Origin of the sequence: Methylobacterium sp. NFXW15, from assembly GCF_049887755.1 — a bacterium.
Taxonomy (GTDB): Bacteria; Pseudomonadota; Alphaproteobacteria; order Rhizobiales; family Beijerinckiaceae; genus Methylobacterium.
The window spans coordinates 224,375-248,116 of sequence record NZ_JAGEKG010000006.1 but is presented as its reverse complement, the minus strand read 5'-3'; the positions used below and the strand labels follow the sequence as shown (position 1 = coordinate 248,116).

The window sequence follows — 23,742 nt, the reverse complement described above, 5'->3', positions numbered from 1 at the left end:
ATCAGCAAGTCAACGTCTGTCTGTCCAGCGCCGCTTCCGCAAGGCCAGGGGCAGACCACGCATCGGCGGCGTAGGCGTCGGCACCGAACGCGGCCGGATCGGCTCCGGTTCGGGCAAAATACGGGCCACCCACCAGGACGAAGAGAGACGGATTCCGTGAGGCCCGGCGCAGGGCTGGTATCAGCGCCTGCAAGGCCGGCGCACAGACATCGCAGGAGAGCGATAGCCCGAGGATGTCGTACCAGCCCTCTCCGAGCAGTTCGGCAGGATCGGCAGCAGAGTGACCGAGATTGGTCACCTCCCACCCCGATTCGCGAAAGAAGCTCGCGAGGATCGACAATCCGTAGACGTGAGTCTCGCCGGGGCAAGGCATGAGCAGAACGGAACGGCCCGTCGGCCGGGCCGACCGTTCCATGCCCGCGCAGAGGCGGCGAGTCAGAGCCTGAAGGCGGCCGAGCCCCTCGGTCACCGCCAGGAAATCGCAGGTATCCTCCTCCCACATGCTGCCGAGCCGCCGGGCCGAAGGGGCCAGTAGGTCGAGGAGCAGGCGATCCAGGGGGAGCCCACAGAGAAGGAGCGCATCCACGGCCCCGTCGAGGTCGAAGGGCTCCGGGTTCAGGAGGAGCGCCGCCAGGGCGTCGGGATCGTTGAGCGGCGCGACGAGCGTCGAGCGCGCGGGACGATGGGCCAGCATGAGCCGGGGAAGGATCTCGGCCTCGACGAGCCACGCGAGAACGTCGCGGTCCTCTTCGGCCCGGTCACGGTCCAGAATCACACCCAAATGGCCGTCGTCACAGAGGAGCCCCAGATCGTCCATCGGCAACCCTCCCGGCATCGCGGGCTCTGACGGCCCACCTCGCTATGGTCGCATCGTCATCTTCGCGTGTCTGACATGCTTCGGCACTGGCTCAGCCGTTCGACGGCTGAGTGGGACTACGCGGCGGGGCACCCCCGCCAACAGCCCGGAACAATCATAGGGTACGCTGGAAATGGCCTTTGGCAATCATCAAAACAGACGCCTCGCCTAAAAGTGTCACCGGCGCAAACCGTCAAGCGGGATTGACACTTCTAAGGGGCCAGATAGGTTCGCAGGCAACCGGGACGGATAGACGAACCGGATTGGCAGGCGAGGGCGAACCCATGGGTCGGCAGGACCTCGGTCGCAGAAACCGGCCGGCATCACCGCTCTACACGGCAGAAGAGCGGTCGAGGCGGGACGCCTCTCGCTGGACGCTGGTGCAGGGCGTGCTCGCCCCGGTCCAGTTCGCAATCTTCCTCGTGAGCCTCGGGCTCGTCCTGCGCACCTTGACGACGGGTGAGGGGGCGGCCGCCGCCCAAGCTTCGGTCGTGATCAAGACCCTCGCGCTCTACGCGATCATGATCACCGGCTCCATCTGGGAGAAGGACGTGTTCGGGCGCTACCTGTTCGCTCCGGCCTTCTACTGGGAGGACATGGTCAGCATGCTCGTGCTGGCCCTGCACACGGCCTATCTCGCTGCGCTCGCCACAGGCGCCCTCGGGGAGCGGGGCCTACTGGTCCTCGCGCTTACAGCTTACGCCACCTATGTCATCAACGCCGGACAGTTCGTCCTGAAGCTGCGCGCCGCGCGGCTCGAGGGCATGCCCCAGCGGATGCAACCGGCGGGGGCGCTGTCATGAACGCCCCGCTCACGCATTCCACCGGCTGCGGCGCCATCGATCTTCATCGCGAGGACGGCCAGCGCGCCGTATTCTGCGGGCTCACCGGCATCGTCTGGCTGCACCGTAAGATCCGCGACGCGTTCTTCCTCGTCGTTGGCTCGCGCACCTGCGCGCACCTCATCCAGTCGGCGGCGGGCGTGATGATTTTCGCCGAGCCCCGATTCGCCACCGCCATCATCGATGAGCGCGACCTGGCGGGCCTCGCCGATTGCAACGAGGAGCTGGACCGCGTGGTCTCGCGGCTCGTGGAGCGGCGGCCGGACATCAAGCTGCTGTTCCTGGTGGGCTCCTGCCCCTCGGAGGTGATCAAGCTCGATCTCAGCCGCGCGGCGCAGCGACTCTCGGCCAAGCTCTCGTCCGTGAAGGTGCTGAACTATTCGGGCTCGGGCATCGAGACCACCTTCACCGAAGGCGAGGATGCCTGCCTCGCCGCCCTGGTGCCGGATCTCCCGGCGGATCGCGCCGATGCGGCGCCCTCGCTCCTCGTGGTCGGCGCCCTGGCCGATGTGGTCGAGGACCAGTTCCTCCGCCTCTTCGCCGCCATGGGGATCGCCGACGTGCGGTTCCTGCCCGCGCGGAACGCGGCAGCGATGCCCCCCGTCGGGCGCAACACCCGCTACCTTCTTGCCCAGCCCTTCCTCACCGGCACGGCGCGGGCGCTGGACGAGCGCGGCGCCAAGCGCCTCGCCGCCCCGTTCCCGTTGGGAGCCGAGGGCACGACGGGCTGGCTCGCGGCCGCGGCGGAAGCTTTCGGCGTCTCGCAGGCCTCGTTCGATACCGCCACCGCCGCCGGGCGCGCGCGGGCCGAGACGGCGCTCACCCCGTACCGCGAAAAACTCGGCGGCAAGCGGGTGTTCTTCTTTCCCGATTCGCAGCTCGAAGTGCCGCTGTCGCGCTTCCTGGCGCGGGAACTCGGCGCGGACCTCGTGGAGGTGGGCACGCCCTACCTGCACCGCGCGCATCTCGCCGCCGAGATCGAGCTTTTGCCCGAGGGCACCCGCGTCACGGAAGGCCAGAGCCTCGACGACCAGCTCGACCGCTGCCGCGTCGCGAGGCCCGACCTGACGGTCTGCGGCCTCGGCCTCGCCAATCCCCTGGAGGCGGAGGGCCTCGCGACCAAGTGGTCGATCGAACTGCTGTTCACGCCTGTCCAGGGCTACGAGCAGGCGGGCGACCTCGCCGAACTTTTCGCCCGGCCGCTCGGCCGCCGCGCGCTGCTGGAGGTCTAGGCCGATGCAGCTCACCCTCTGGACCTACGAAGGCCCGCCCCATATCGGCGCGATGCGCGTGGCGACCGCCATGAAGGGCCTGCACTACGTGCTGCACGCTCCCCAGGGCGATACCTACGCCGACCTGCTGTTCACGATGATCGAGCGGCGCGACCACCGCCCGCCGGTCACCTACACGACCTTCCGGGCGCAGGATCTCGGCCGCGACACCGCCGAGTTGTTCAAGACCGCCTGCGCCCAGGCCTATGCCCGCTTCCAGCCGCAGGCGATGATCGTCGGCGCGTCCTGCACCGCCGAGTTGATCCAGGACGATCCGGGCGGGCTTGCCAAGGCGCTGGACCTGCCGGTGCCGGTCATCCCCCTGGAACTCCCGGCCTACCAGAAAAAGGAGAACTGGGGCGCGTCTGAAACCTTCTACCGGCTGGTTCGCGCCCTCTCCGGCGCGGTCGAGAAGCGCCCCGCCGGCGGTCGCCCGCTCTGCAACATCCTGGGGCCGACGGCGCTGGGCTTCCGCCACCGGGACGACCTGATCGAGATCCGCCGCCTCCTTGCCGATCTCGGCATCGACGTGAACGTGGTGGCGCCGCTGGGCGCCAGCCCCGCCGACCTCGCGCGGCTCGGCGCGGCCGACTTCAACGTCGTGCTCTATCCCGAGACCGCCCGCTCGGCCGCCGAGCATCTGAAGCGCGCCCTCGGGCAGCCCTTTACCAAGGAAATCCCCATTGGCGTTGGCGGCACCAAGGCGTTCATCGCCGAGGTCGCCGCGCTCGCGGGCGTCGATCCCGCCCCCGTCCTCGACGGCGAGGGCTCGCGCCTGCCCTGGTACTCGCGCTCGGTCGATTCGACCTACCTGACGGGCAAGCGCGTCTTCGTCTTCGGTGACGCCACCCATGCGCTGGGTCTCGCCCGGGTCGCGACGAAGGAACTCGGCTTCAAGCTCGTCGGGCTCGGCACCTACACACGCGAATTCGCCCGCGAGGTCCGGACCGAGGCGCAGGCCCACGGCATCGAGGCGACGATCTCGGACGATTACCTCGACGTCGAGGCCGCGATCCGCGCGGCGGCCCCGGAACTGGTGCTCGGCACACAGATGGAGCGGCACGTCGCCAAGCGGCTGGGCCTTCCCTGCGCCGTGATCTCGGCGCCTGTCCATGTGCAGGACTTCCCCGCCCGCCACTCGCCGCAAATGGGCTTCGAGGGCGCCAACGTCCTGTTCGATACCCTCGTCCATCCGCTGATGATGGGCCTCGAAGAGCACCTCCTGGGGATGTTCCGGGAGGATCCCGAATTCCACGATGGCGTTGGGCCGTCCCATCTCGGCGGCAAGCCGGCGGTGGCGCCCGAGGCCGTGGAACGGGTGCCGGCATCCTCCCCTCCGACACCGGCACCCGTTTCTGACTCTCCTCAGCCGATCGTCCTCACCTGGGCGCCGGACGCCGAGAAAGAGCTGAAGAAGATCCCCTTCTTCGTGCGCGGGAAGGCGCGCAGCAACACGGAGACATTTGCCCGCGAGCGGCGGCTCCCGCTCATCACCCTCGAGACCTTGTACGATGCTAAAGCGCATTTCGGTCGCTAGAGCATCCGCCGTCGAAGTGGTCGCCGGTTCGGCGTCAGCGGATGCGACACGTGCAGGACCAGGGTGCGAGGCCCGGCCCAAAGGGTCGGGTCGCGCGGCCCGGCCAGACATTCGCGTCGTCATCGTCACGCTCGACAATCACTTGGCGAGCGCGGTGGAGCGGGCCCGCGTCCGTCTCCGGCGTGACATGCCGGGCCTTCATCTGGGCTTCCACGCGGCGGCCGAGTGGGACAACGACCCCGCCGCCCTCGAATCCGCCAAGGCCGACATCGCCCGGGCGGACATCGTGCTCTCCGCGATGCTGTTCCTCGACGAGCATGTCCGCGCGATCCTGCCGTCGCTGCTGGCCCGCCGCGAGGCGTGCGATGCCATGGTCGGCTGCCTCTCGGCGGGCGAGGTGGTGAAGACCACCAAGCTCAACCGCTTCGACATGAGCGGTACGAAGCGCAGCGCGCTCGACTTCCTGAAGAAGCTGCGCGGCAAACCCGGCGCCGAGGGCAACGCCGCGAGGCAGATGGCCCTCGTGCGTAAGCTGCCGAAGATCCTGCGCTTCATCCCCGGCTCGGCCCAGGATGTGCGCGCCTATTTCCTGACCCTGCAATACTGGCTCGCGGGCTCGGATGAGAACGTTGCCGCCCTGATCCACTTCCTCGTCCAGCGCTACGCGACGGGCGAGCGGGCGGCCTGGCGCGATCTGCCCGCCGCCCCCGTGCCGCTGCACTACCCCGAGACCGGGCTGTACCACCCACGCATGCCGGGCCGCGTCGGCGAGGATGCCTCGCGGTTGCCCCGGCGGCAGGGCGCGAAGGGCCGGGTCGGCCTGCTCCTGATGCGCAGCTACGTGCTCGCGGGCAACAGCGCCCATTACGACGGCGTCATCGCCGCCATGGAGGCGAGGGGCCTCGACGTGGTGCCCGCCTTCGCGGCCGGGCTCGACAACCGACCGGCGGTGGACGCCTTCTTTATGCGTGACGGGCGCCCGGCCATCGACGCGCTGGTCTCGCTCACCGGCTTCTCGCTGGTCGGCGGCCCCGCCTACAACGATGCCAAGGCGGCCGAGACGACGCTCGCGCGGCTCGATGTGCCCTACCTCGCCGCCCACGCCTTGGAATTCCAGACGATCGAGCAATGGGAAGCAGGGGCGCGGGGCCTCTCGCCGGTCGAAGCGACGATGATGGTCGCCATCCCCGAACTCGACGGCGCCACCGCGCCGAGCGTGTTCGGCGGACGCTCCGTCGCCTCCGGCGCCGACAACACCCGCGATATGCGTGCCCATCCCGAGCGGGTCGCGCAGTTGGCCGAGCGCGTCGCCAAGCTCATCGCTCTACGGCGGACGCAGAAGGCGGCCCGCAAGGTCGCGGTGGTGCTGTTCAACTTCCCGCCGAATGCAGGCGCCACCGGCACCGCCGCCTTCCTCTCGGTCTACGCCTCGCTGCTCAACACCCTGAAGGGGATGAAGGCGGACGGCTACACCGTCGACATTCCTGAGAGCGTCGATGCCCTGCGCGACGCGATCCTCACCGGCAATGCGAGCCGCTACGGCACGCAGGCCAACGTCCATGCCCGCATCCCGGCAGAGGATCATGTCCGCCGGGAGAGGCACCTCGCCGAGATCGAGGCGCAATGGGGCCCGGCGCCGGGACGCCACCAGAGCGACGGCGCGGGCCTGTTCGTGCTCGGCGCGCAGTTCGGCAACGTCTTCGTCGGCGTCCAGCCCGCCTTCGGCTACGAGGGCGACCCGATGCGGCTTCTCTTCGAGAGCGGCTTCGCCCCGACCCACGCCTTCAGCGCCTTCTACCGCTTTCTCCGCGAGGATTTCGGCGCGGATGCCGTGCTGCATTTCGGCACCCACGGGGCGCTCGAATTCATGCCCGGCAAGCAGACCGGCCTGTCGGAATCCTGCTGGCCGGAGCGGCTGATCGGCGCCCTGCCGAACGTCTACCTCTACGCCGCCAACAACCCCTCCGAGGGGACACTGGCCAAGCGACGCTCGGCGGCGACGCTGGTGAGCTATCTGACGCCGAGCCTCGCGGCGGCGGGGCTCTATCGCGGCCTCCTCGATCTCAAGAGCTCGATCGAGCGCTTCCGTGGGCTCGACGCCGAGGCGGTCGCCGAACGGGCCGACCTCGCCACGCTCATCCAGGCTCAAGGCGCAGGCGTCGATCTCGTGCCCGCCGAGCCGGCCTGGGACGATGACCTCACGGGCCGTGTCTCCGCCCTGTGGCTCGCTCTGAACGAACTCGAACAGACCCTCATCCCCCACGGCCTGCACGTGGTCGGCGAGGGTGTCCCCTCCGAAGAGCGGTCCGACCTGCTCGCCGCGGTGGCGGAAGCCTCGCACGGGCTGAAACCCGCGCGAGCGGCGATCTCCGCTCTGGTCGCGGGGGAGGGCGCGGAAGCCGCCCTGCGCCTGTCCGGCCTTCCCGCGAACGACGAGACTCGCGCCGCCTTCGTAAGCCTCGAGCAGACGAACGCGCTGCTCTCCACCGATCATGAAGTCGCGGGCATCCTCACCGCCCTCGATGGCCGCTTCGTGCCGCCGGTCGCGGGTGGCGATCTGTTGCGCAGCCCGGCGATCCTGCCGACGGGGCGGAACATCCACGGCTTCGATCCCTGTCGCCTGCCCTCGGCCTTCGCGGTCGCGGACGGCGCCCGGCAGGTGGCCCGCGTGCTGGCCCGGCATGCCGAGGAGGGCAAGCCGCTCCCGGAGAGCGTGGCGATCGTCCTCTGGGGCACCGACAACCTGAAGAGCGAAGGCGGTCCCATCGCTCAGGCTCTGGCACTGATCGGCGCTGCCCCGCGCTTCGACGGCTATGGCCGCCTCGCAGGCGCCGAACTGATCCCGCTCGCCACGCTCGGCCGCCCGCGCATCGACGCGGTCGTCACCCTCTCGGGTATCTTCCGCGATCTGCTGCCCTTGCAGACCAAGCTCATCGCCGAGGCGTCGTACCTCGCGGCCACCGCCGACGAGCCGGTGGAGAGCAACTTCGTCCGCAAGCACGCGCTGGCGATCCAGGCCGAGCAGGGTTGCGACATCGAGACGGCGGCGCTCCGGGTCTTCTCGAACGCGGAAGGCTCTTACGGCGCCAACGTGAACCATCTCGTGGATTCCGGCGCCTGGGACGACGAGGACGAGCTGTGCGAGGCGTTCTCCCGCCGCAAGAGCTTCGCCTATAGCCGTACCGGCAAGCCCGCGCCGCAGCGGGCGCTGATGAAGGCGGTGCTCGCCTCCGTCGATCTCGCCTACCAGAACCTCGATTCCGTCGAGGTCGGGGTGACGAGCGTCGATCATTACTTCGACGGGCTCGGCGGCATGGGCCGCGCCGTGGCCCGCGCCAAGGGCGAGGCGGTCCCGATCTACATCAGCGATCAGACCCGCGGCGAAGGCCGGGTGCGCACCCTGCCGGAGCAGGTCGCGCTGGAAACCCGCACCCGGATGCTGAACCCGAAATGGTACGAGCCGCTGCTCGGCCATGGCTATGAAGGCGTCCGCCAGATCGAGGCGCATCTCACCAACACGGTGGGCTGGTCGGCCACCGCCAACGCGGTGCAGCCTTGGATCTACGAGCGCATCACCGAGACCTTCGTCCTCGACCCGGCCATGCGCGAGCGCATCGCCTCCCTCAACCCCACCGCTTCGGCCAAGGTCGCCCAACGGCTGATCGAGGCACACAAGCGCGGCTTCTGGACCCCCGACGCGGAGACCCGCGACGCCCTCGACCGGGCGGAGGAGGAACTAGAGGACCGTCTCGAAGGCGTGACCCCAGGAGTGGCCGCATGAACATCGCCATCCGCAACCCGGTCCCCGTGCGGAAGGAGGAGGGCAGCCTGCAGGTCGCCCTCGATCCCGATCTCAAGATCGAGACCGCCAAGGTCTTCGCCGTCTACGGCAAGGGCGGCATCGGCAAGTCGACCACCTCGTCGAACCTGTCGGTGGCCTTCTCGAAGCTCGGCAAGCGCGTGCTTCAGATCGGCTGCGATCCAAAGCACGATTCGACCTTCACCCTCACCAAGCGCCTCGCACCGACGGTGATCGACGCGCTGGAATCCGTGAACTTCCATTCGGAGGAGTTGCGGGTCGAGGACTTCGTGGTCGAGGGCTATAACGGCGTGATGTGCGTCGAGGCCGGCGGCCCGCCCGCCGGCACAGGCTGCGGCGGCTACGTGGTCGGCCAGACCGTGAAGCTCCTCAAGGAGCACCACCTCCTGGAGGACACCGACGTCGTCGTGTTCGACGTGCTCGGCGACGTGGTCTGCGGCGGCTTCGCCTCGCCGCTCCAGCATGCCGACCGGGCGCTGATCGTCACCGCCAACGACTTCGATTCGATCTTCGCGATGAACCGGATCGTCGCCGCGATCCACGCCAAGTCGAAGAATTACGGCGTGCGCCTCGGCGGCGTCATCGCCAACCGCTCGGCCAAGACCGACGAGATCGACCGGTTCAACGATGCCGTCGGCCTGAAGCGCCTCGCCCACTTTCCCGACCTCGACGTGGTGCGCCGCTCGCGCCTCAAGAAGTCGACGCTGTTCGAAATGGAGTCTTCGCCCGAGCTCGACGCCGTGACCGCCGAGTACATGCGGTTGGCCGAGACCCTCTGGGCCGGCGGCGAGCCTTGCGAGGCGCAGCCGATGAAGGACCGCGACCTGTTCGAGTTCCTTGGGTTCGACTGATGTCCAGCGCCAGCTACGACGCCCGCCGGGGCGAACTCACCACCTATTTCGACCGCACGGCCGTCGAGGCGTGGTCGCGCCTGACTTCGGACGCGCCGGTCAGCAAGGTCCGCGCGACGGTGCGGGCGGGGCGAGACGCCATGCGCGGCACGCTGCTGTCCTGGCTCCCGGCCGACATGACCGGCCAGCGCCTGCTCGATGCCGGATGCGGCACGGGCGCGCTCGCCGTCGAGGCCGCACGGCGGGGGGCCGAGGTCGTCGCCATCGACGTCTCGCCTACGCTGATCGGGCTGGCGCAGGAGCGCCTTCCGCAGATCGTCGGCGCCGGGCGCATCGAGTTCCGCGTCGGCGACATGCTCGATCCCGGCCTCGGCCGGTTCGACCACGTGGTCGCGATGGATTCGCTGATCCATTACCGCCCGGCGGACATCGCCCGCGCTCTCGGACGGCTGGCGGAACGGACGGACGGCTCGGTGCTGTTCACCGTGGCGCCGCGCACCGCCTTGCTCACGCTGATGCACGCGGCGGGCAAGCTGTTCCCGCGCGGCGACCGCTCGCCCGCGATCGTGCCCGTGACGGAACGCGGCCTGAAGCGCCGCATCGCCGATGAGGCAGCGCTGACCGGCTTCACCTGGGTGAAAAGCCACCGGGTGAACAGCGGCTTCTACCTGTCGAACGCCATCGCGCTGACGCGGAGCGCAGCCCGATGAACCTCACCCGCACCATCATGCGCCTCGGCCCCAGCATCCTGCCCTTCGCGGATGCGGCCACCGTCGAGCTGCCGATGGGGCGGTTGCTGCGCTTGGCCCTGTTCCAAGTCACGGTCGGCATGGCCGCCGTGCTGCTGATCGGCACGCTGAACCGGGTGATGATCGTCGAGTTGGGCGTGCCCGCCTGGATCGTGGCGGTGATGCTGTCCCTGCCGCTGATCTTCGCGCCCCTGCGCGCCCTGGTCGGCTTCCGGTCGGACACGCACCGCTCGGTGCTGGGCTGGCGGCGGGTTCCCTACATCTGGTTCGGCACGCTGCTGCAATTCGGCGGGCTAGCCATCATGCCCTTCGCCCTGCTGATCCTGTCGGGCGACACGACCGGGCCGCTCTGGGTCGGCAACGTGGCGGCGGCTCTGGCTTTCCTGCTCGTCGGCGCGGGGCTCCACACCACCCAGACCGTGGGTCTGGCGCTCGCCACCGATCTCGCCCCCGCCCATGCCCGGCCGAAGGTGGTGGCTCTCCTTTGCGCCGCGCTCCTCGCCGGGATGATGGCGAGCGCCGTGGTGTTCGGCCTGGCCCTCTCGAATTTCTCGCAGGTCCGGCTGATCCAGGTGATCCAGGGCGCCGCCCTCGTCACCATCGTCCTGAACGGCCTCGCCCTGTGGAAGCAGGAGCCGCGCGATCCGAATCGCGGCCGCGACGCGCCGCGCCAGACCTTCTCCGATTCCTGGCGCGCCTATGCCGGAAGCGGCCATGCGCGGCGGCGGCTGGTGGCGATCGGCCTCGGCACAGCGGGCTTCTCGATGCAGGACATCCTGCTCGAACCCTATGGCGGACAGATCCTGCATCTACCGGTGGCGGCGACCACCGCGCTCACCGCGATGCTCGCGGCGGGGGGCGGCCTCGGCCTTCTGCTCGCGGCGCGCTGGCTGAACCGGGGCGGGGATCCGTTCCGCGTCTCGGCGGCGGGCGCGGGGATCGGCATTCTCGCCTTCTCGGCGGTGGTCTTCGCCGCGCCGCTCGCCTCGCAGAACCTCTTCGCCGTCGGCGTCAGCCTGATCGGCCTCGGCGGCGGACTCTTCGCCCACGGAACGCTCACCGCCTCCATGGAGAAGGCGGGCCCGGAGGATACCGGCCTCGCGCTCGGGGCCTGGGGTGCGGTGCAGGCCACCGCCGCCGGGTTGTCCATCGCCGCCAGCGGTATCGTGCGGGACGTGGGCGCGGCCATCGCCCAGACGGGCATCCTCGGCGAGGGGATGAACGAACCCGCCATCGGCTACCTCATCGTCTACCACATCGAGATCGCGCTGCTCTTCGCCGCCCTCGTGGCCCTCGGGCCGCTGGTGCGAAGCAGCGAGCGCCGCCGTCTCATCGAGAGAACCGCCTGAGACCAGGGGGGAGGATCCTATGCCCACAGGTGCCTTGACCGGATACGTCGACGTCGCGCAGGTCGTGCTCTACGCGTTCTTCCTCTTCTTCGCGGGGCTGGTCTTCTACCTGCGCCGTGAGGATCGCCGCGAGGGCTACCCCCTTGAGGACGAGGCGGTGGGCCTGCGCCACTCGCCCAACCCGTTCCTGATCCCGACCGCCAAGAGTTTCCACCTGGCCGGCGGCGAAACCACCTTCGCGCCACAGGCGATGCAGAGCCGCCGGGACATCGAGACCGGCATCCCCGCCCGCAAGGTCGAGCCGTGGCCCGGCGCGCCGTACGAGCGGACGGAAGGCTCGCTCGCGGCGGGCGTGGGACCTGGCTCCTACGTCAATCGTCACGACGTCACCGACAAGACGTGGGAGGGCGAGGATCGCCTCGTGCCCCTGCGGGTGGCGACGAACTTCGTCGTCCACGAGGCGGGCCCGAACCCAATCGGCATGACGGTGTTCGGCACCGACAACGCGGTGGCGGGTGTCGTGGCCGACCTCTGGGTCGACCGGGGTGAGTCCCTGGTCCGCTACTACGAGGTCGAGTTGACCGACGGGTCGCGGCGCCTGATGCCGTCGGTCTTCTGCCGGGCGGGCGGGTTCACCCGCACCGTGAAGTCCGAGGCGCTGCTCGCCTCGCAATTCGCGGACATCCCGACGACCAAGAACCCCGAATCTGTCACCTTCCTCGAAGAGGAGCGGATCATGTCGTATTTCGGCGCGGGCACGCTCTACGCGACGCCGAAGCGCGCGGAGCCGCTGCTATGAGCGGCGACGACTTCCTTCCCGAAGGCACCCTGCGCGGGCTGCCCGGGCCGCTCCCGCGCAATGAGCGGCTGCTCTGGCAGGGGGCGCCGACGACGACGGGCGTTTTCGTGCGGGTGTTCCATGCCCGCATCGTCGCGCTCTGGTTCGTCGGCTGGGCCTGCATCTTCGCCGCGAGCGCGAATTCACCGGGCCGCGCCGTGATGATCGGCAGCGCGATCATGCTCACGGGGGCACTCGGCCTCGCGGTACTGTGGGTGCTGTCGTGGCTCACCCACCGTACCACCGTCTACACGATCACCGACAAGCGGGTGGTGTTCCACACCGGCATCGCCCTGCCGGTGACCCGCAACCTGCCCTTCGCGCAGATCGAGAACGGGGCCCTGCGCGCCTTCTCGGATGACAGCGGCGACATTCCGCTGAGGTTGCGGCCGGGGGTGCGGATCGCCTACCTTCAACTGTGGCCGCATGCGAGACCCTGGCATGTCTCGCGGACCGAGCCCATGCTGCGCTCGGTGCCACAGGCCGAGTCGGTCACCCGTCTTCTGGTTCAGGCGATGACCGCCTTCGCCGAGAACGGGCAACCGGTCCAGCCGGTGGTGGTCATGCGGCCCACGCCGCAGGCCCCGCGCCTGGTGGCGGCGGAATAAAAAGGGGAGGGGCGGGATGAGCGGAGCGATCCCAGGGCGTGCGTCCGGGCCGGTGCCGGCGCTGCTGCTGATCGGCGCGGGGGCGCTCCTCGGCTTCACCATGCTCGCCGTGGCCATCGGCCGGGGCGAGGGCGTGGGCCTGACGCAGCTTCCCGCCGCCAAGGCCATCGCCCGCCTCGACTTCCGCGCCGAGGATCAGGCCGACGGCTCCATCGCCCTGCGGGACGCCGCCGACAGCCGCATCGTCGCCTGGATCAAACCCGGCGAGGACGGCTTCCTGCGCGGTACGTTGCGGGGCCTCGCCCAGGCCCGGCAGCGCGACGGGCTCGGCCGCGAGCCGCCCTTCACCCTGACCCGCTTCGACGACGGCCGCCTCGATCTCGCCGACGAAGCCACCGGGCGGCACGTGCCGCTGGAGGCCTTCGGCTCCACCAACGCCCTCTCCTTCGCGCGGCTGCTGCCGGGTCAGGGCGCCCCCGTGACGGAGACCCGCTGATGGGCTGGCCCGGCTCCCGTACCGTCACGGTGCCCTGCACCGTCGAGCTCGAGAACACCCCCGAGAGCCTGCACGCGCACGTCACCCTCGATGCGGGCTTCGACATCGAACCCGGTGACGAGGTGCAGGTACACGACGCGCCGACCGAGGTGGCCTACGGCGAGCGCCTCACCGTGCGCCGCACCGCCACCGTCACCCGCGCGGGCGCGCTGGAGCGCGCCTGGACCAAGCTCATCGCCCATCTCGAACTGACCGAACTCTACGAGGTCAGCTTTTCCGAACGGAGGACGCTGTGACCGCTCCCGTCCCGAAGATGCCGATCAACGAATCGACCAAGGCCGCGCAGGAGACGACTTTTCTGTCGCCCCGCTTCTACACGACCGATTTCGTGGAACTGGATCGCACGAATGTCGAGCCGGTCCGCCGCGATTGGGACGTGCTGATCGCGGAACTGAAGTCCGACCCGAACAAGCGCCATTTCACCCGCAACGAGGAGTTCGATTGCGACCTGTCGGCCATGGAGCCGGAGCTTCGCAAGGAATTCCTCGACTTTCTCGTCTCCTCGATCACCGCTGAGTTCTCGGGCTGCGTGCTCTACGCCGAGATGAGGAAGCGCGCGAAGAACAAGGACATCAAGGAGCTGTTCGGCCTAATGAGCCGGGACGAGGCGCGCCATGCGGGCTTCATCAACGACACGCTCAAGGATTTCGGGATCGGCGTCGACCTCGGCTTCCTGACGAAGACCAAGAAGTACACATTCTTCAAGCCAAAATTCATCTTCTACGCGACGTACCTGTCCGAGAAGATCGGCTATGCCCGTTACATCACGATCTACCGGGAGCTGGAGAAGCATCCCGAGCGGCGCATCCACCCGATCTTCAAATGGTTCGAGAAGTGGTGCAACGACGAGTTCCGGCACGGCGAGGCCTTCGCCCTGCTGATGCGGGCGAACCCGAAGCTCACGAGCGGCGTGAACCGCTATTGGATCCGCTTCTTCCTGCTCGCCGTCTTCGCGACGATGTATGTCCGCGACCATCACCGCCCCGCCTTCCACGCGGCGCTGGGGGTCGATCCGTCCGACTACGATTACAAGGTCTTCCGCATCACCTCGGAGATCTCGAAGCAGACTTTCCCGCTGGAACTCGACATCGACAACCCGAAGTTCCGGGCGGGGCTCGACAGGCTGCTGGCCCACAGCCGTGGCATCGCGGCGGCGAAGGCGAAGGGCGGACTCGGCGGCAAGCTCGCACAGGGTGCCCACGCGGTCGGCGCCGCGCTCACCTTCGCGCGCCTCTACGTGCTGCCGGTGAAGGCCAACGCCCTGCCGGCCGACATCCGCCTGCAACCGGTCTGGTAGAATGGCGACTTACGCCGCCCCTGTGGTCTATGCGGTGGTGCTCTGGTGGTTCTCCACCGGCGTGATCCTGCTGCTCGACCACGCCCCGCGCCGCACCCATCCCTGGAGCATGGCGGCGGCGACGCTGTTGCTCGCGGGGGCGCTGGTGGCGGTGCGGACGAGCGCGGGCGATACGGGGACGGGCGGAGCCTACATGGCCTTCACCGCCGCCCTGATCGTCTGGGGCTGGCAGGAGATGAGCTATTACATGGGCTTCATCTCGGGCCCGCGCCCGGTGGCCTGTCCGCCCTCGTACCGGGGGAGCGAGCGGTTCTTCGCGGCGCTCGCCACCAGCCTCTGGCACGAATTCGCGATCGTGATCGGCGGGCTCGCGATCCTCGCCCTGGTCTGGGGACAGCCGAACAAGTTCGCCCTTTGGACTTACGCCACCCTGGTGGTGATGAACCTCTCGGCGCGGCTGAACCTGTTCCTGGGGGTGCGCAACCTCCATTCCGAGTTCCTGCCGGACCATCTCGGCTATCTCGCCTGCTACCTCACACGGGCACCGATGAACCGGCTCTTCCCGGTCTCCGTCACCCTCGGCACGGCCGCCGCCGCCTTGCTGGGGCGGGCTGCGCTGTCCGATACGGTTCTGGAGCATGAGCTGATTGGCTTCACCGTGCTTGCGACGCTGATGGCACTCGCGACGCTGGAGCACTGGTTCCTCATGCTCCCGCTGCCCTCCGCTGCCCTGTGGCGCTGGAGCCTGCCGGGGCGGAGCCTCGACGGCGCGCGAGGCGCACCGGATTAATCCACGGTGGACGGTTTTCGCTCAGGCGGGAGCCTTGCACCCCTCGATTTGGAATTCGTCGTATGCGAGTTCTTGAACGGCTAGAGCATAACGACACAAGCGGGCCGAACCTGCGGCAACCGGGGAGTAGAGGAATGGACTACGAGGCCTTCTTCGGCGCCGAGATCGCCGGCCTCCATCGCGAAGGACGCTACCGCGTCTTCACCGATCTGGAGCGTCACGCCGGGCGCTTCCCCCACGCGACTCACCACCATGGCGGCGGCACACGCCCCGTAACCGTGTGGTGCTCGAACGATTATCTCGGCATGGGCCAGCACCCGAGCGTGCTGAACGCCATGCACGAGGCGCTGGATCGCTGCGGCGCGGGTGCGGGCGGCACCCGCAACATCTCCGGCACGAACCATTACCACGTGCTGCTGGAGCGCGAGCTCGCCGACCTGCACCGCAAGGAATCGGCCCTGCTCTTCACCTCGGGCTACGTCTCGAACTGGGCGGCTCTCGGAACGCTCGCCTCCCGCCTGCCGAATTGCGCGGTCTTCTCGGATTCCGAGAATCACGCCTCGATGATCGAGGGCATCCGGTTCAGCCGCGCCGAGCGGCACATTTTTCGCCATAACGATCCTGAGGACCTGGACCGTAAGCTCAGCCTGATCGACCCCTCCCGCCCGAAGCTCGTGGCCTTCGAGTCGGTCTATTCGATGGATGGCGACATCGCCCCAATCGGCGAGATCTGCGATGTGGCCGAGAAGCACGGCGCGCTGACCTATCTCGATGAGGTCCACGCGGTCGGCCTGTACGGTGAGCGCGGCGGCGGCATCTCCGAGCGCGATGGCGTCGCCCACCGGCTCGACGTGATCGAGGGGACGCTGGGCAAGGCTTTCGCCGTCCATGGCGGCTACATCACGGCCTCCGAGAAGCTGTGCGACTTCGTCCGCAGCTTCGCCTCGGGCTTCATCTTCACCACCTCGCTGCCCCCGGCCGTGGCGGCGGGCGCGGCGGCCTCGATCCGCCACCTGAAGGAGAGCGGCGCCGAGCGCGCCCGGCATCAGGAGCGCGTGGCGACCGTGCGCGCGGCGCTGGAAGCCGCCGACATCCCGACCATGCCGAACGAGAGCCACATCGTGCCGGTGATGGTCTGCGATCCCGTGCTCTGCAAGGCGATCTCGGACACGCTGCTCGACGAGTTCGGCATCTACGTGCAGCCGATCAACTACCCGACCGTGGCGCGCGGCACCGAGCGCCTGCGCATCACGCCCTCGCCCCTGCACACGGATGCGGATGTGGCGCATCTGGTCGGCGCCCTTACCACCATCTGGGGCCGTATCGGCCTCCGGCAGAAGGCGGCGGAGTAGGGCCGAACCGTCCCTCATCCGCACGCCGTCATCGCGAGCACAGCGAAGCGACCCAGGGCAGAGGGGCGCCACTCATGGTGGCGCGTCCCTGGATGGCTTCGCTTCGCTCGCAAAGACGGGTAGCGATGGACCCGTCCCTAGGCCCGAACCCGGAACCGACGTGCCCACCTTTCCCTTCTCGGCCATCGTCGGCCAGGACGAGATGCGCCAAGCGCTGCTGATCGCGGCGGTGGACCCTGCGGTCGGCGGCGTTCTGGTCTTCGGTGATCGCGGCACGGGCAAGTCCACGGCGATCCGGGCGCTGGCCGCCCTGCTACCGCCGATGCTGGCGGTGACCGGCTGCCCCTACAATTGCGACCCCGCAAGCCCGGCGGACCTCTGCCCGCATTGCGCGACCATGCCGGGCGCGCGGAAGAAGTCCGAGAAAAAGCCTGTACCGGTCGTCGATCTGCCGCTCGGCGCCACCGAGGATCGGGTGGTGGGTACGCTCGATCTGGAACGGGCCCTGTCGGCCGGGGTGAAGGCCTTCGAGCCGGGCCTGCTGGCCCGCGCGAATCGGGGCTTCCTCTACATCGACGAGGTGAACCTGCTGGAAGACCATCTCGTGGATCTGCTCCTCGACGTGGCAGCCTCCGGTGTGAACACCGTCGAGCGCGAGGGCCTGTCCCTGCGCCATCCGGCACGCTTCGTCCTCGTGGGCTCGGGCAACCCGGAGGAGGGCGAGTTGCGCCCGCAATTGCTCGACCGGTTCGGCCTCGCCTGCGAAGTCGCCACGCCGACCGACATCGCCACCCGCATCGCCGTGGTCCGCGCCCGCGACGCCTACGAGCGCGATCCCGAAGGCTTCTGCGCCGCCCATGCGAAGGGCAACGCGGCCACAGCCAAGCGGATCGAGGCGGCGCGCAAGCGGCTCCCCTCCGTCACGGTGCCCGATGCCGCGTTGGAACAGGCGGCCCGCCTCTGCCTCGCCCTCGGCACCGATGGGCTGCGCGGCGAGCTGACCCTCATGCGCACCGCCCGGGCGCTCGCCGCCCTCGACGGCGCAACGACCGTGACCGACGATCATCTCCGCCGGATCGCCCCGGCCGCCCTGCGCCACCGCTTGCGCCGAAACCCACTGGATGAATCCGGCTCGACCGTGCGGGTCGAACGGGCCCTGGCCGAGGTGTTTGCGTGACGGGCCCCGCGCCCGACCGCATCTGGGCCGACGCCCTCCTCGCCCTCCGGCTATTCGCCTCCGACCCGCACGGGTTCGGCGGCGTCGTCCTCCGCGCCGCGCCCGGCCCGGTGCGCGGCGCCTGGCTCGACCACCTGCGCGAGGCCCTGAACCCCGGCGCTCCGTTTCGCCGGATGCCTCCCGGCATCGGCGACGAGGGGCTGCTCGGGGGGCTCGACCTCGCCGCGACCCTCTCGGCCGGGCGGCCCGTGACCCAGACCGGCCTTCTCGCGGCGGCGGATGGTGGGGTGATCGTGGTGCCCATGGCCGAGCGGTTGGAGCCCGGCATCGCCGCGCGCCTCGCCGCCGCCCTCGATACCGGCTGGGCCGGACCGCAGGGCGTGCCCGCCCGTTTCGGCCTCGTCCTGCTGGATGAGGGCCGCGACGACGAAGCCGCCCCCACCGCCCTGGCCGACCGTCTGGCCTTTCGCCTCGATCTCGATGCGGTGCCGCCGCGCCTCGCCGTGGCGGACGCTCTGACCCCGGAGGCGCCCGAAGGCGCGAGCGAGGGCGATCCGGTGGAGATGCTCTGCACCCTCGCGGCAGCCTTCGGCATCGCCTCGCCGCGCGCGCCGATCCTGGCCCTGCGTGCCGCACGGGCGCTCGCGGAGGCGGGTCTCCCCGGCGCGACCGTGACGGCCGCGCGTCTGGTGCTCGCTCCCCGCGCCGAGCGCCTGCCCGAACCCGCGCCGGAGCCGCCGCAGGAGAACGAGCGAGAGGAGACCCCGCCGGGCGAGAACCAAGAGCATGAGCGCGAGCCCGCGCCACCGGAGGATGTCGTTCTCGACGCGGTGCGGGCGGCCATTCCCCCGCGTCTGCTCGATCTGCTGCTCGCTGGGGGCTTACGCCGGTCGGAGGCTCGCGCTGGCCGGGGCGGCAGGCCGGAAGCCGTCGCTCGTACCGGCCGCCCGGTCGGCCACCGGGCCGGAGACCCGCGCCGGGGACGGCTCGATCTTCTGGCGACGTTGCGCGCGGCCGCCCCCTGGCAGCCCCTGCGCGGCGGACAGGCAGGGCGCCTTCAGGTTCGCAAGGACGATCTGCGAATCCGCAGGCTGCGGCGGCGGGTGGAGACGACGACGGTGTTCTGCGTCGATGCCTCTGGCTCGGCCGCCCTCGAACGGCTCGCGGAGGCGAAGGGCGCCGTCGAAGCGCTCTTGGCCGAAGCCTATGTGCGCCGGGACCGGGTCGCGCTGGTGGCCTTCCGGGGCAGGGGGGCGGATCTCGTCCTGCCCCCGACGCGCTCGCTCACGCGGGCGAAGCGCGGCCTCGCGGGACTGCCCGGTGGCGGCGGCACGCCGCTCGCGGCCGGGCTCGATGCGGCCCTGTCCATAGCGCTCGGTGTGCGCCGGGGCGGGGGCAATGCCGTCGTGGTGGTGTTGACCGATGGGCGGGCCAATGTCGGCCGAGACGGTACGGGCGGACGGGCCAAAGCTGGGGAGGAGGCGCTGGCGGCGGCCCGCGCCCTGCGTCAGGCGGGGTTACCCGCACTGGTGATCGATACGGGCGCCCGGGGCGGCGGCGCAAAACCCATGGCCGACGCAATGGCTGCCCGGTACCTCGCCCTGCCGCGTCTCGATGGCGGCGCCATCGGCGCGGCCGTCAGGGCGATCCGGTGAGGCGCTTACTCGACGACGATGCCGAGTTCGGCCAGCCGCTGGTGATGCGCGATCCAGGACGAGAACACGCCGCGCATCATGGCAGCGAAGTTCCAGCCCGCGAAGTTTTCGGCAGTGTGCGCGGCGGTGGGGACGAGAGGTATCATGACCTGCTCCTGAGTTGGGACGACATGTTCTTGTTCGACACCCTTAGACTGCGCTCCATCCCGCAGCGCAACAAGGCGCGGCACGACAGCGGTGGCATGCGGTCGCTGCATGGAATTATTGTTATTTGCGAAATACTTCTGCCCTTGAACGATAGAGCGTGTTGCCGTGCGGGCTTGCCCCGCCATGGTGCGATGCCGCAAACTCGCCGTCACCAAACGGCGCATTCCGCGAGACTCCCGTGCTGAGCTTCGACAAACCCGACCGGCCCGTCTGGGCCGAGGACGGGCAGGATTGGCCGCACCGGGCGGCCAGCCGCTTCGTGACGGCCGGTGGCCTGACGTGGCACATTCAGGAATTCGGTGAGGCCGGGGCGCCGGTCTTGCTGCTGCTTCACGGCACGGGGGCGGCCAACCATTCCTGGCGCGGGCTGGCGCCGCTGCTGGCCGGACGCTTCCGGGTGATCGCGCCCGATCTGCCGGGCCATGGCTTCACCGATCCGCTGCCGGACGGCATGCTCTCCCTGCCTGGCATGGCCAAGGCCGTCGCCGCGTTGATGACGACGCTCGGCCTGTCGCCGGCCATCGTGGCGGGGCATTCCGCCGGGGCGGCCATCCTGGCACGGATTTGCCTCGACGGTCTCGCCTCGCCCGGCCTGATCGTGGCCTTCAACGGGGCGCTCGCGCCCCTGCCGGGGGCGGCGAACCTGCTGTTCCCCAGCATGGCGCGGCTCTTGTTCCTCAACCCGTTCACGCCCCGCCTCTTCGCCTGGACCGCCGACCGCGCGGCGGTGCGGCGGCTGATCGAGGGCACGGGCTCACGCCTCGATCCGGCCGGGCTCGATCTCTACCGGCGCCTCTTCGCCCGGCCGGGCCATGTGCGCGGCGCGCTCGGCATGATGGCGAACTGGAACCTCGACCGGCTACACCGCGACCTGTCCCGGCTCGGGCCGCGTTGCCTGCTCGTCGTCGGCAGTGAGGACAAGGCGATCGCGCCCGACACCGCCTTTACCCTGGCCAAGCGCCTGCCCGATGCGCGGGTGGCGCTGGTGCGCGGCCTCGGCCACCTTGCCCACGAAGAGGCGCCCGAACGGGTCGTCGACCTGCTGCTCGACGAGGCGCGGGCGCTCGGGATTATCGAAGGCTGAGGATCGTACGGTAGGGCGCCTTGTCGCCCTCGACAAAATCGATCCGCGCCCGACCTCAGGCGTGATGCAGATTCACCTCGATGCCCTGGGTGGCGTGGCCGGCGACATGGTCGTGGCGGCTCTCCTCGATGCCTTCCCCGAGCACGAAGCGGGGGTTGGCCGCAGCGTGCGCTCCGCGCTGGACGCGGCCGCCCCGGAGGCGGCACCCGGTATCACCTGTACCCTCTCCCCCCATTCGGACGGTATCCTCACCGGGCGCCGCTTCCGCGTGACCCGCGACGGCAAGCCCGCGGAGGAGAACGGGCACCACCACCACGCTTATCATCACCACGATCACCACCATGGTGATCATCATCCTCACGACCACAGCCACGACCCTGCGCATCACGTCCACGGCCACCGGCACTGGGCCGAAATCCGTGACGGGCTCCGCCGGGCGGACCTGACGCCGGAGGTGACGCATCATGCCCTGGCGATCTTCGGCCATCTCGCCGAGGCCGAGGCGCGGGTGCACGGCATCCCGGTGGACGAGGTCGCCTTCCACGAGGTCGGGGCTTGGGATTCCATCGCCGACATCGTCGCCGCCGCCCATCTCGTAGCCGCGATCGCTGCGAGTGCCTGGACCGTCTCGGCCCTGCCGCTCGGCGGCGGCCGGGTGAAGACGCAGCACGGCCCACTACCGGTGCCTGCCCCGGCCACGACGCTTCTCCTCGACGGGTTCGCCATGGTCGATGACGGCATTGACGGCGAGCGCGTGACGCCGACGGGCGCAGCGATCCTGCGCCATCTCTGCGGCGGCAGGACGAGCCGGGCGGCAGGGACACGGGTGCTCGCCCGCTCCGGCACCGGCTTCGGCGGGCGGCGTCTGCCCGGCATCAGCAATTGCCTCCGCGTCCTGGCTTTCGAGGAGGACGCGGCGTCCGTCCCGGCGGGACATCGGGAAATCGGCATCGTCGAGTTCGAGGTCGATGACCAATCCGGCGAGGATCTGGCGCAGGGGCTCGACCGCATCCGCGCCCAGGACGGCGTGCTCGATGCGGTGCAGATGCCGGTCTTCGGCAAGAAGGGCCGGATGATGAGCCATGTGCGGGTTCTCGCCCGCGCCGAGGCTCTGGATGCCGTCATCGGTGCCTGCTTCCGTGAGACGACGACGATCGGCCTGCGTTTCCGCAAGGAGGCGGGCATCGCGCTGGAGCGCGAGAGCGTGAGTGTCGAGGCCGAGGGCCACGCGGTGAGGGTGAAGCTCGTGGAGCGGCCGGGGGGCCGCACGGCCAAGGCCGAGGCCGACGACGCGCTCGCCGGCGAGGACCACACGGCCCGGGCCCGCCTGCGCCGCGCGGCAGAAGCGATCGCCCTCAAGGGGAGAGACGAGAGATGACGGGCTCCCTGCGCCACAAGCTCGAAGACGTCCTGTCCGGCATCGGCCCCCTCGCCGTCGCGGTGAGTGGGGGCGTCGACAGCCTGACCCTGGCCGCCCTCAGCCATCGTGTGCTCGGCACCGGCGCGGCCATGGTCCACGCGGCCTCTCCCGCCGTGCCGGGCGAGGCGACGGCGCGCGTGCGGAGCGAGGCCGCCCGCGAGGGTTGGTCGCTCACTGTTGTGGAGGCGGGCGAGTTCGCCGATCCGCGCTACCGGGCGAACCCGGTCAATCGCTGCTTTTTCTGCAAGACCAACCTGTACGGCACCGTCCGTACGGTGACAGACCTGCCGATCGTCTCGGGCGCCAACCTGAACGACCTCGGCGAGTACCGGCCCGGCCTCGATGCCGCGCGCGAGCATGGCGTGCGCCACCCTTACGTCGAGGCGGGGCTCGACAAGGCCGCCGTGCGGGCGCTGGCCCGCGAGCTGGGCCTCGCCGACGTGGCGGAGTTGCCCTCGGCGCCCTGCCTGTCGAGCCGGGTCGAGACCGGCCTGCGGATCGAACCCGGGACGCTCGCCTTCATCCATGCGGTGGAGGGGATGGTCGGCGGTGCGCTGGGCGTCGGCGATGCGAGCCGGTCGGTCCGCTGCCGAGTGCGCGCGGCGGGCGTGGTGATCGAACTGGATGCGGCGAGCCTAGCGGCGCTGCACGATTTCGCGCGGGACGATCTCGCGGCACGGATCGCGGCGGTCGCGCCTGCGGGCCTCGCGAGCAACGGCATCCGCTTCCAGCCCTACCGCGTCGGCAGCGCGTTCTTGACCGGAGATGCGGCATGAGCACCCGCGACGAATTCCTCCTCGATTTCGGCCGCGCCGAGCGCATCGGCCTCGAAGAGGCGATCTACTGCGCGGGCAAGTCGGCCGAGCAGATCGCCGCCATCCTCGACGCGGCGGCGGAGCGGGGCGCGCGTTTCCTGCTGACCCGCCTCGACGGGGACAAGCTGGAGGCCCTGCCGGGCCATCACCGCCGCGCCCTCGATTATTGCGCCGTCTCACGCACCGCCTTCTTCGGCGAGCCCCGCCCCGTGGAGGCGATCCCCGCCGTCGCGGTGGTCGCGGCGGGGACCTCGGACGTGCCCGTGGCCCGCGAGGCCCTTCGCACGCTGCACTACCAGGGCCGGGGTGCGACCCTCATCGCCGATGTCGGCGTCGCGGGCCTGTGGCGGCTGACCCAGCGGGTCGAGGAGATCCGCGCCCATCCCGTCGTCATCGTGGCGGCGGGCATGGATGCGGCTCTCCCGAGCGTCGTCGGCGGTCTCGTCTCGTCGCCCGTAATCGCGGTGCCGACCTCCGTCGGGTACGGCGTCGCGGAGGGCGGACACACGGCCCTGAACTCGGTGCTCGCGAGCTGTGCGCCCGGCATCACCGTCGTGAACATCGACAACGGCTACGGGGCGGCCTGCGCGGCCTTGCGGCTCCTGCACGCGGCCGAGCGCCTCGCTCGAGCCTCCGAACGCTGACGCCCTCCGGCAGTTGGCCTTCAA

General features: G+C 69.9%; 22 protein-coding genes. 20 read left to right on the top strand and 2 right to left on the bottom strand.

Annotated features, from left to right (window positions below; all coding sequences use genetic code 11):
• Position 1 precedes the first annotated feature (1 nt).
• On the bottom strand, positions 2–817 hold the full coding sequence (locus tag J4O73_RS15630) for a cobalamin B12-binding domain-containing protein (RefSeq protein ID WP_426218744.1): 816 nt from the start codon (positions 815–817) through the stop codon (positions 2–4).
• A 323-nt stretch (positions 818–1,140) separates the two neighbouring features.
• Here J4O73_RS15630 and bchF point away from each other — a divergent pair, with 323 nt between their 5' ends.
• The 16 genes from bchF to J4O73_RS15550 all read left to right on the top strand — a co-directional run bounded on the left by bchF (position 1,141) and on the right by J4O73_RS15550 (position 19,548).
• The gene (gene bchF, locus J4O73_RS15625; RefSeq protein WP_426218742.1) at positions 1,141–1,659 is read left to right on the top strand and encodes a 2-vinyl bacteriochlorophyllide hydratase; all 519 of its coding nucleotides are present in this window, start codon (positions 1,141–1,143) and stop codon (positions 1,657–1,659) included.
• On the top strand, positions 1,656–2,930 hold the full coding sequence (locus tag J4O73_RS15620) for a ferredoxin:protochlorophyllide reductase (ATP-dependent) subunit N (RefSeq protein WP_426218740.1): 1,275 nt from the start codon (positions 1,656–1,658) through the stop codon (positions 2,928–2,930). Before bchF ends, J4O73_RS15620 begins: the two co-directional genes overlap by 4 nt.
• Before the next feature lie 4 nt (positions 2,931–2,934).
• A complete protein-coding gene (bchB, locus tag J4O73_RS15615) occupies positions 2,935–4,506 on the top strand; it encodes a ferredoxin:protochlorophyllide reductase (ATP-dependent) subunit B (RefSeq protein ID WP_426218738.1) in 1,572 nt (523 codons plus the stop codon).
• Complete coding sequence (locus J4O73_RS15610) at positions 4,481–8,287, top strand: magnesium chelatase subunit H (RefSeq protein ID WP_426218736.1); 3,807 nt, start codon at positions 4,481–4,483, stop codon at positions 8,285–8,287. The genes bchB and J4O73_RS15610 overlap by 26 nt, the downstream gene beginning before the upstream one ends.
• Positions 8,284–9,177, top strand: a complete 894-nt coding sequence (gene bchL, locus J4O73_RS15605) for a ferredoxin:protochlorophyllide reductase (ATP-dependent) iron-sulfur ATP-binding protein (RefSeq protein WP_426218735.1) — start codon at positions 8,284–8,286, stop codon at positions 9,175–9,177. Before J4O73_RS15610 ends, bchL begins: the two co-directional genes overlap by 4 nt.
• The gene (bchM, locus tag J4O73_RS15600; RefSeq protein ID WP_426218733.1) at positions 9,177–9,887 is read left to right on the top strand and encodes a magnesium protoporphyrin IX methyltransferase; all 711 of its coding nucleotides are present in this window, start codon (positions 9,177–9,179) and stop codon (positions 9,885–9,887) included. The genes bchL and bchM overlap by 1 nt, the downstream gene beginning before the upstream one ends.
• A complete protein-coding gene (locus tag J4O73_RS15595; protein WP_426218731.1) occupies positions 9,884–11,275 on the top strand; it encodes a BCD family MFS transporter in 1,392 nt (463 codons plus the stop codon). The genes bchM and J4O73_RS15595 overlap by 4 nt, the downstream gene beginning before the upstream one ends.
• A gap of 19 nt (positions 11,276–11,294) precedes the next feature.
• On the top strand, positions 11,295–12,074 hold the full coding sequence (puhA, locus tag J4O73_RS15590; RefSeq protein WP_426218730.1) for a photosynthetic reaction center subunit H: 780 nt from the start codon (positions 11,295–11,297) through the stop codon (positions 12,072–12,074).
• Positions 12,071–12,721, top strand: a complete 651-nt coding sequence (puhB, locus tag J4O73_RS15585) for a photosynthetic complex putative assembly protein PuhB (RefSeq protein WP_426218729.1) — start codon at positions 12,071–12,073, stop codon at positions 12,719–12,721. Before puhA ends, puhB begins: the two co-directional genes overlap by 4 nt.
• Positions 12,722–12,737: 16 nt before the next feature.
• Positions 12,738–13,217, top strand: a complete 480-nt coding sequence (gene puhC, locus J4O73_RS15580; RefSeq protein ID WP_378971579.1) for a photosynthetic complex assembly protein PuhC — start codon at positions 12,738–12,740, stop codon at positions 13,215–13,217.
• Positions 13,217–13,513, top strand: coding sequence for a hypothetical protein (locus J4O73_RS15575; RefSeq protein WP_426218727.1), 297 nt, complete (start codon positions 13,217–13,219; stop codon positions 13,511–13,513). The genes puhC and J4O73_RS15575 overlap by 1 nt, the downstream gene beginning before the upstream one ends.
• 17 nt (positions 13,514–13,530) lie before the next feature.
• A complete protein-coding gene (gene acsF / locus J4O73_RS15570) occupies positions 13,531–14,574 on the top strand; it encodes a magnesium-protoporphyrin IX monomethyl ester (oxidative) cyclase (protein WP_426218978.1) in 1,044 nt (347 codons plus the stop codon).
• A 1-nt stretch (position 14,575) separates the two neighbouring features.
• Positions 14,576–15,364 carry a putative photosynthetic complex assembly protein PuhE gene (puhE, locus tag J4O73_RS15565; protein ID WP_426218725.1) on the top strand — a complete coding sequence of 263 codons (789 nt, stop codon included), beginning with the start codon at positions 14,576–14,578 and terminating at the stop codon, positions 15,362–15,364.
• A gap of 134 nt (positions 15,365–15,498) precedes the next feature.
• Positions 15,499–16,716 (top strand): 5-aminolevulinate synthase, encoded by a 1,218-nt coding sequence (hemA, locus tag J4O73_RS15560; protein ID WP_426218723.1) that lies wholly within the window; start codon positions 15,499–15,501, stop codon positions 16,714–16,716.
• Positions 16,717–16,876: 160 nt separating this feature from the next.
• A complete protein-coding gene (gene bchI / locus J4O73_RS15555; RefSeq protein WP_426218722.1) occupies positions 16,877–17,893 on the top strand; it encodes a magnesium chelatase ATPase subunit I in 1,017 nt (338 codons plus the stop codon).
• The gene (locus tag J4O73_RS15550; RefSeq protein WP_426218720.1) at positions 17,890–19,548 is read left to right on the top strand and encodes a magnesium chelatase subunit D; all 1,659 of its coding nucleotides are present in this window, start codon (positions 17,890–17,892) and stop codon (positions 19,546–19,548) included. Before bchI ends, J4O73_RS15550 begins: the two co-directional genes overlap by 4 nt.
• 5 nt (positions 19,549–19,553) lie before the next feature.
• Here the strand turns inward: J4O73_RS15550 and J4O73_RS15545 are convergent, their stop codons facing one another.
• Positions 19,554–19,694: a hypothetical protein gene (locus tag J4O73_RS15545; RefSeq protein WP_426218718.1), complete on the bottom strand. Its 141-nt coding sequence runs from the start codon at positions 19,692–19,694 to the stop codon at positions 19,554–19,556.
• Positions 19,695–19,933: 239 nt separating this feature from the next.
• Here J4O73_RS15545 and bchO point away from each other — a divergent pair, with 239 nt between their 5' ends.
• From bchO to larB, 4 genes are all read left to right on the top strand, one after another.
• Complete coding sequence (gene bchO / locus J4O73_RS15540) at positions 19,934–20,839, top strand: alpha/beta fold hydrolase BchO (protein WP_426218716.1); 906 nt, start codon at positions 19,934–19,936, stop codon at positions 20,837–20,839.
• A gap of 64 nt (positions 20,840–20,903) precedes the next feature.
• Positions 20,904–22,217 (top strand): LarC family nickel insertion protein, encoded by a 1,314-nt coding sequence (locus tag J4O73_RS15535; RefSeq protein ID WP_426218977.1) that lies wholly within the window; start codon positions 20,904–20,906, stop codon positions 22,215–22,217.
• The gene (locus J4O73_RS15530) at positions 22,214–23,035 is read left to right on the top strand and encodes an adenine nucleotide alpha hydrolase (RefSeq protein ID WP_426218714.1); all 822 of its coding nucleotides are present in this window, start codon (positions 22,214–22,216) and stop codon (positions 23,033–23,035) included. The genes J4O73_RS15535 and J4O73_RS15530 overlap by 4 nt, the downstream gene beginning before the upstream one ends.
• Complete coding sequence (gene larB / locus J4O73_RS15525; protein ID WP_426218712.1) at positions 23,032–23,718, top strand: nickel pincer cofactor biosynthesis protein LarB; 687 nt, start codon at positions 23,032–23,034, stop codon at positions 23,716–23,718. The genes J4O73_RS15530 and larB overlap by 4 nt, the downstream gene beginning before the upstream one ends.
• The last annotated feature ends 24 nt before the right edge of the window (positions 23,719–23,742 follow it).

What these genes read in the sequence shown, in the direction of transcription:
- bchF (WP_426218742.1), top strand. Translation starts at nt 1,141, where the DNA reads ATGGGTCGGCAGGACCTCGGTCGCAGAAACCGGCCGGCATCACCGCTC.
- puhA (WP_426218730.1), top strand. Translation starts at nt 11,295, where the DNA reads ATGCCCACAGGTGCCTTGACCGGATACGTCGACGTCGCGCAGGTCGTG.
- J4O73_RS15545 (WP_426218718.1), bottom strand. Translation starts at nt 19,694, where the DNA reads ATGATACCTCTCGTCCCCACCGCCGCGCACACTGCCGAAAACTTCGCG.
- puhB (WP_426218729.1), top strand. Translation starts at nt 12,071, where the DNA reads ATGAGCGGCGACGACTTCCTTCCCGAAGGCACCCTGCGCGGGCTGCCC.
- acsF (WP_426218978.1), top strand. Translation starts at nt 13,531, where the DNA reads ATGCCGATCAACGAATCGACCAAGGCCGCGCAGGAGACGACTTTTCTG.
- J4O73_RS15620 (WP_426218740.1), top strand. Translation starts at nt 1,656, where the DNA reads ATGAACGCCCCGCTCACGCATTCCACCGGCTGCGGCGCCATCGATCTT.
- J4O73_RS15575 (WP_426218727.1), top strand. Translation starts at nt 13,217, where the DNA reads ATGGGCTGGCCCGGCTCCCGTACCGTCACGGTGCCCTGCACCGTCGAG.
- bchM (WP_426218733.1), top strand. Translation starts at nt 9,177, where the DNA reads ATGTCCAGCGCCAGCTACGACGCCCGCCGGGGCGAACTCACCACCTAT.
- J4O73_RS15535 (WP_426218977.1), top strand. Translation starts at nt 20,904, where the DNA reads ATGCAGATTCACCTCGATGCCCTGGGTGGCGTGGCCGGCGACATGGTC.
- hemA (WP_426218723.1), top strand. Translation starts at nt 15,499, where the DNA reads ATGGACTACGAGGCCTTCTTCGGCGCCGAGATCGCCGGCCTCCATCGC.
- J4O73_RS15630 (WP_426218744.1), bottom strand. Translation starts at nt 817, where the DNA reads ATGGACGATCTGGGGCTCCTCTGTGACGACGGCCATTTGGGTGTGATT.
- J4O73_RS15595 (WP_426218731.1), top strand. Translation starts at nt 9,884, where the DNA reads ATGAACCTCACCCGCACCATCATGCGCCTCGGCCCCAGCATCCTGCCC.
- bchB (WP_426218738.1), top strand. Translation starts at nt 2,935, where the DNA reads ATGCAGCTCACCCTCTGGACCTACGAAGGCCCGCCCCATATCGGCGCG.
- bchL (WP_426218735.1), top strand. Translation starts at nt 8,284, where the DNA reads ATGAACATCGCCATCCGCAACCCGGTCCCCGTGCGGAAGGAGGAGGGC.
- larB (WP_426218712.1), top strand. Translation starts at nt 23,032, where the DNA reads ATGAGCACCCGCGACGAATTCCTCCTCGATTTCGGCCGCGCCGAGCGC.
- puhC (WP_378971579.1), top strand. Translation starts at nt 12,738, where the DNA reads ATGAGCGGAGCGATCCCAGGGCGTGCGTCCGGGCCGGTGCCGGCGCTG.
- J4O73_RS15530 (WP_426218714.1), top strand. Translation starts at nt 22,214, where the DNA reads ATGACGGGCTCCCTGCGCCACAAGCTCGAAGACGTCCTGTCCGGCATC.
- J4O73_RS15610 (WP_426218736.1), top strand. Translation starts at nt 4,481, where the DNA reads ATGCTAAAGCGCATTTCGGTCGCTAGAGCATCCGCCGTCGAAGTGGTC.
- puhE (WP_426218725.1), top strand. Translation starts at nt 14,576, where the DNA reads ATGGCGACTTACGCCGCCCCTGTGGTCTATGCGGTGGTGCTCTGGTGG.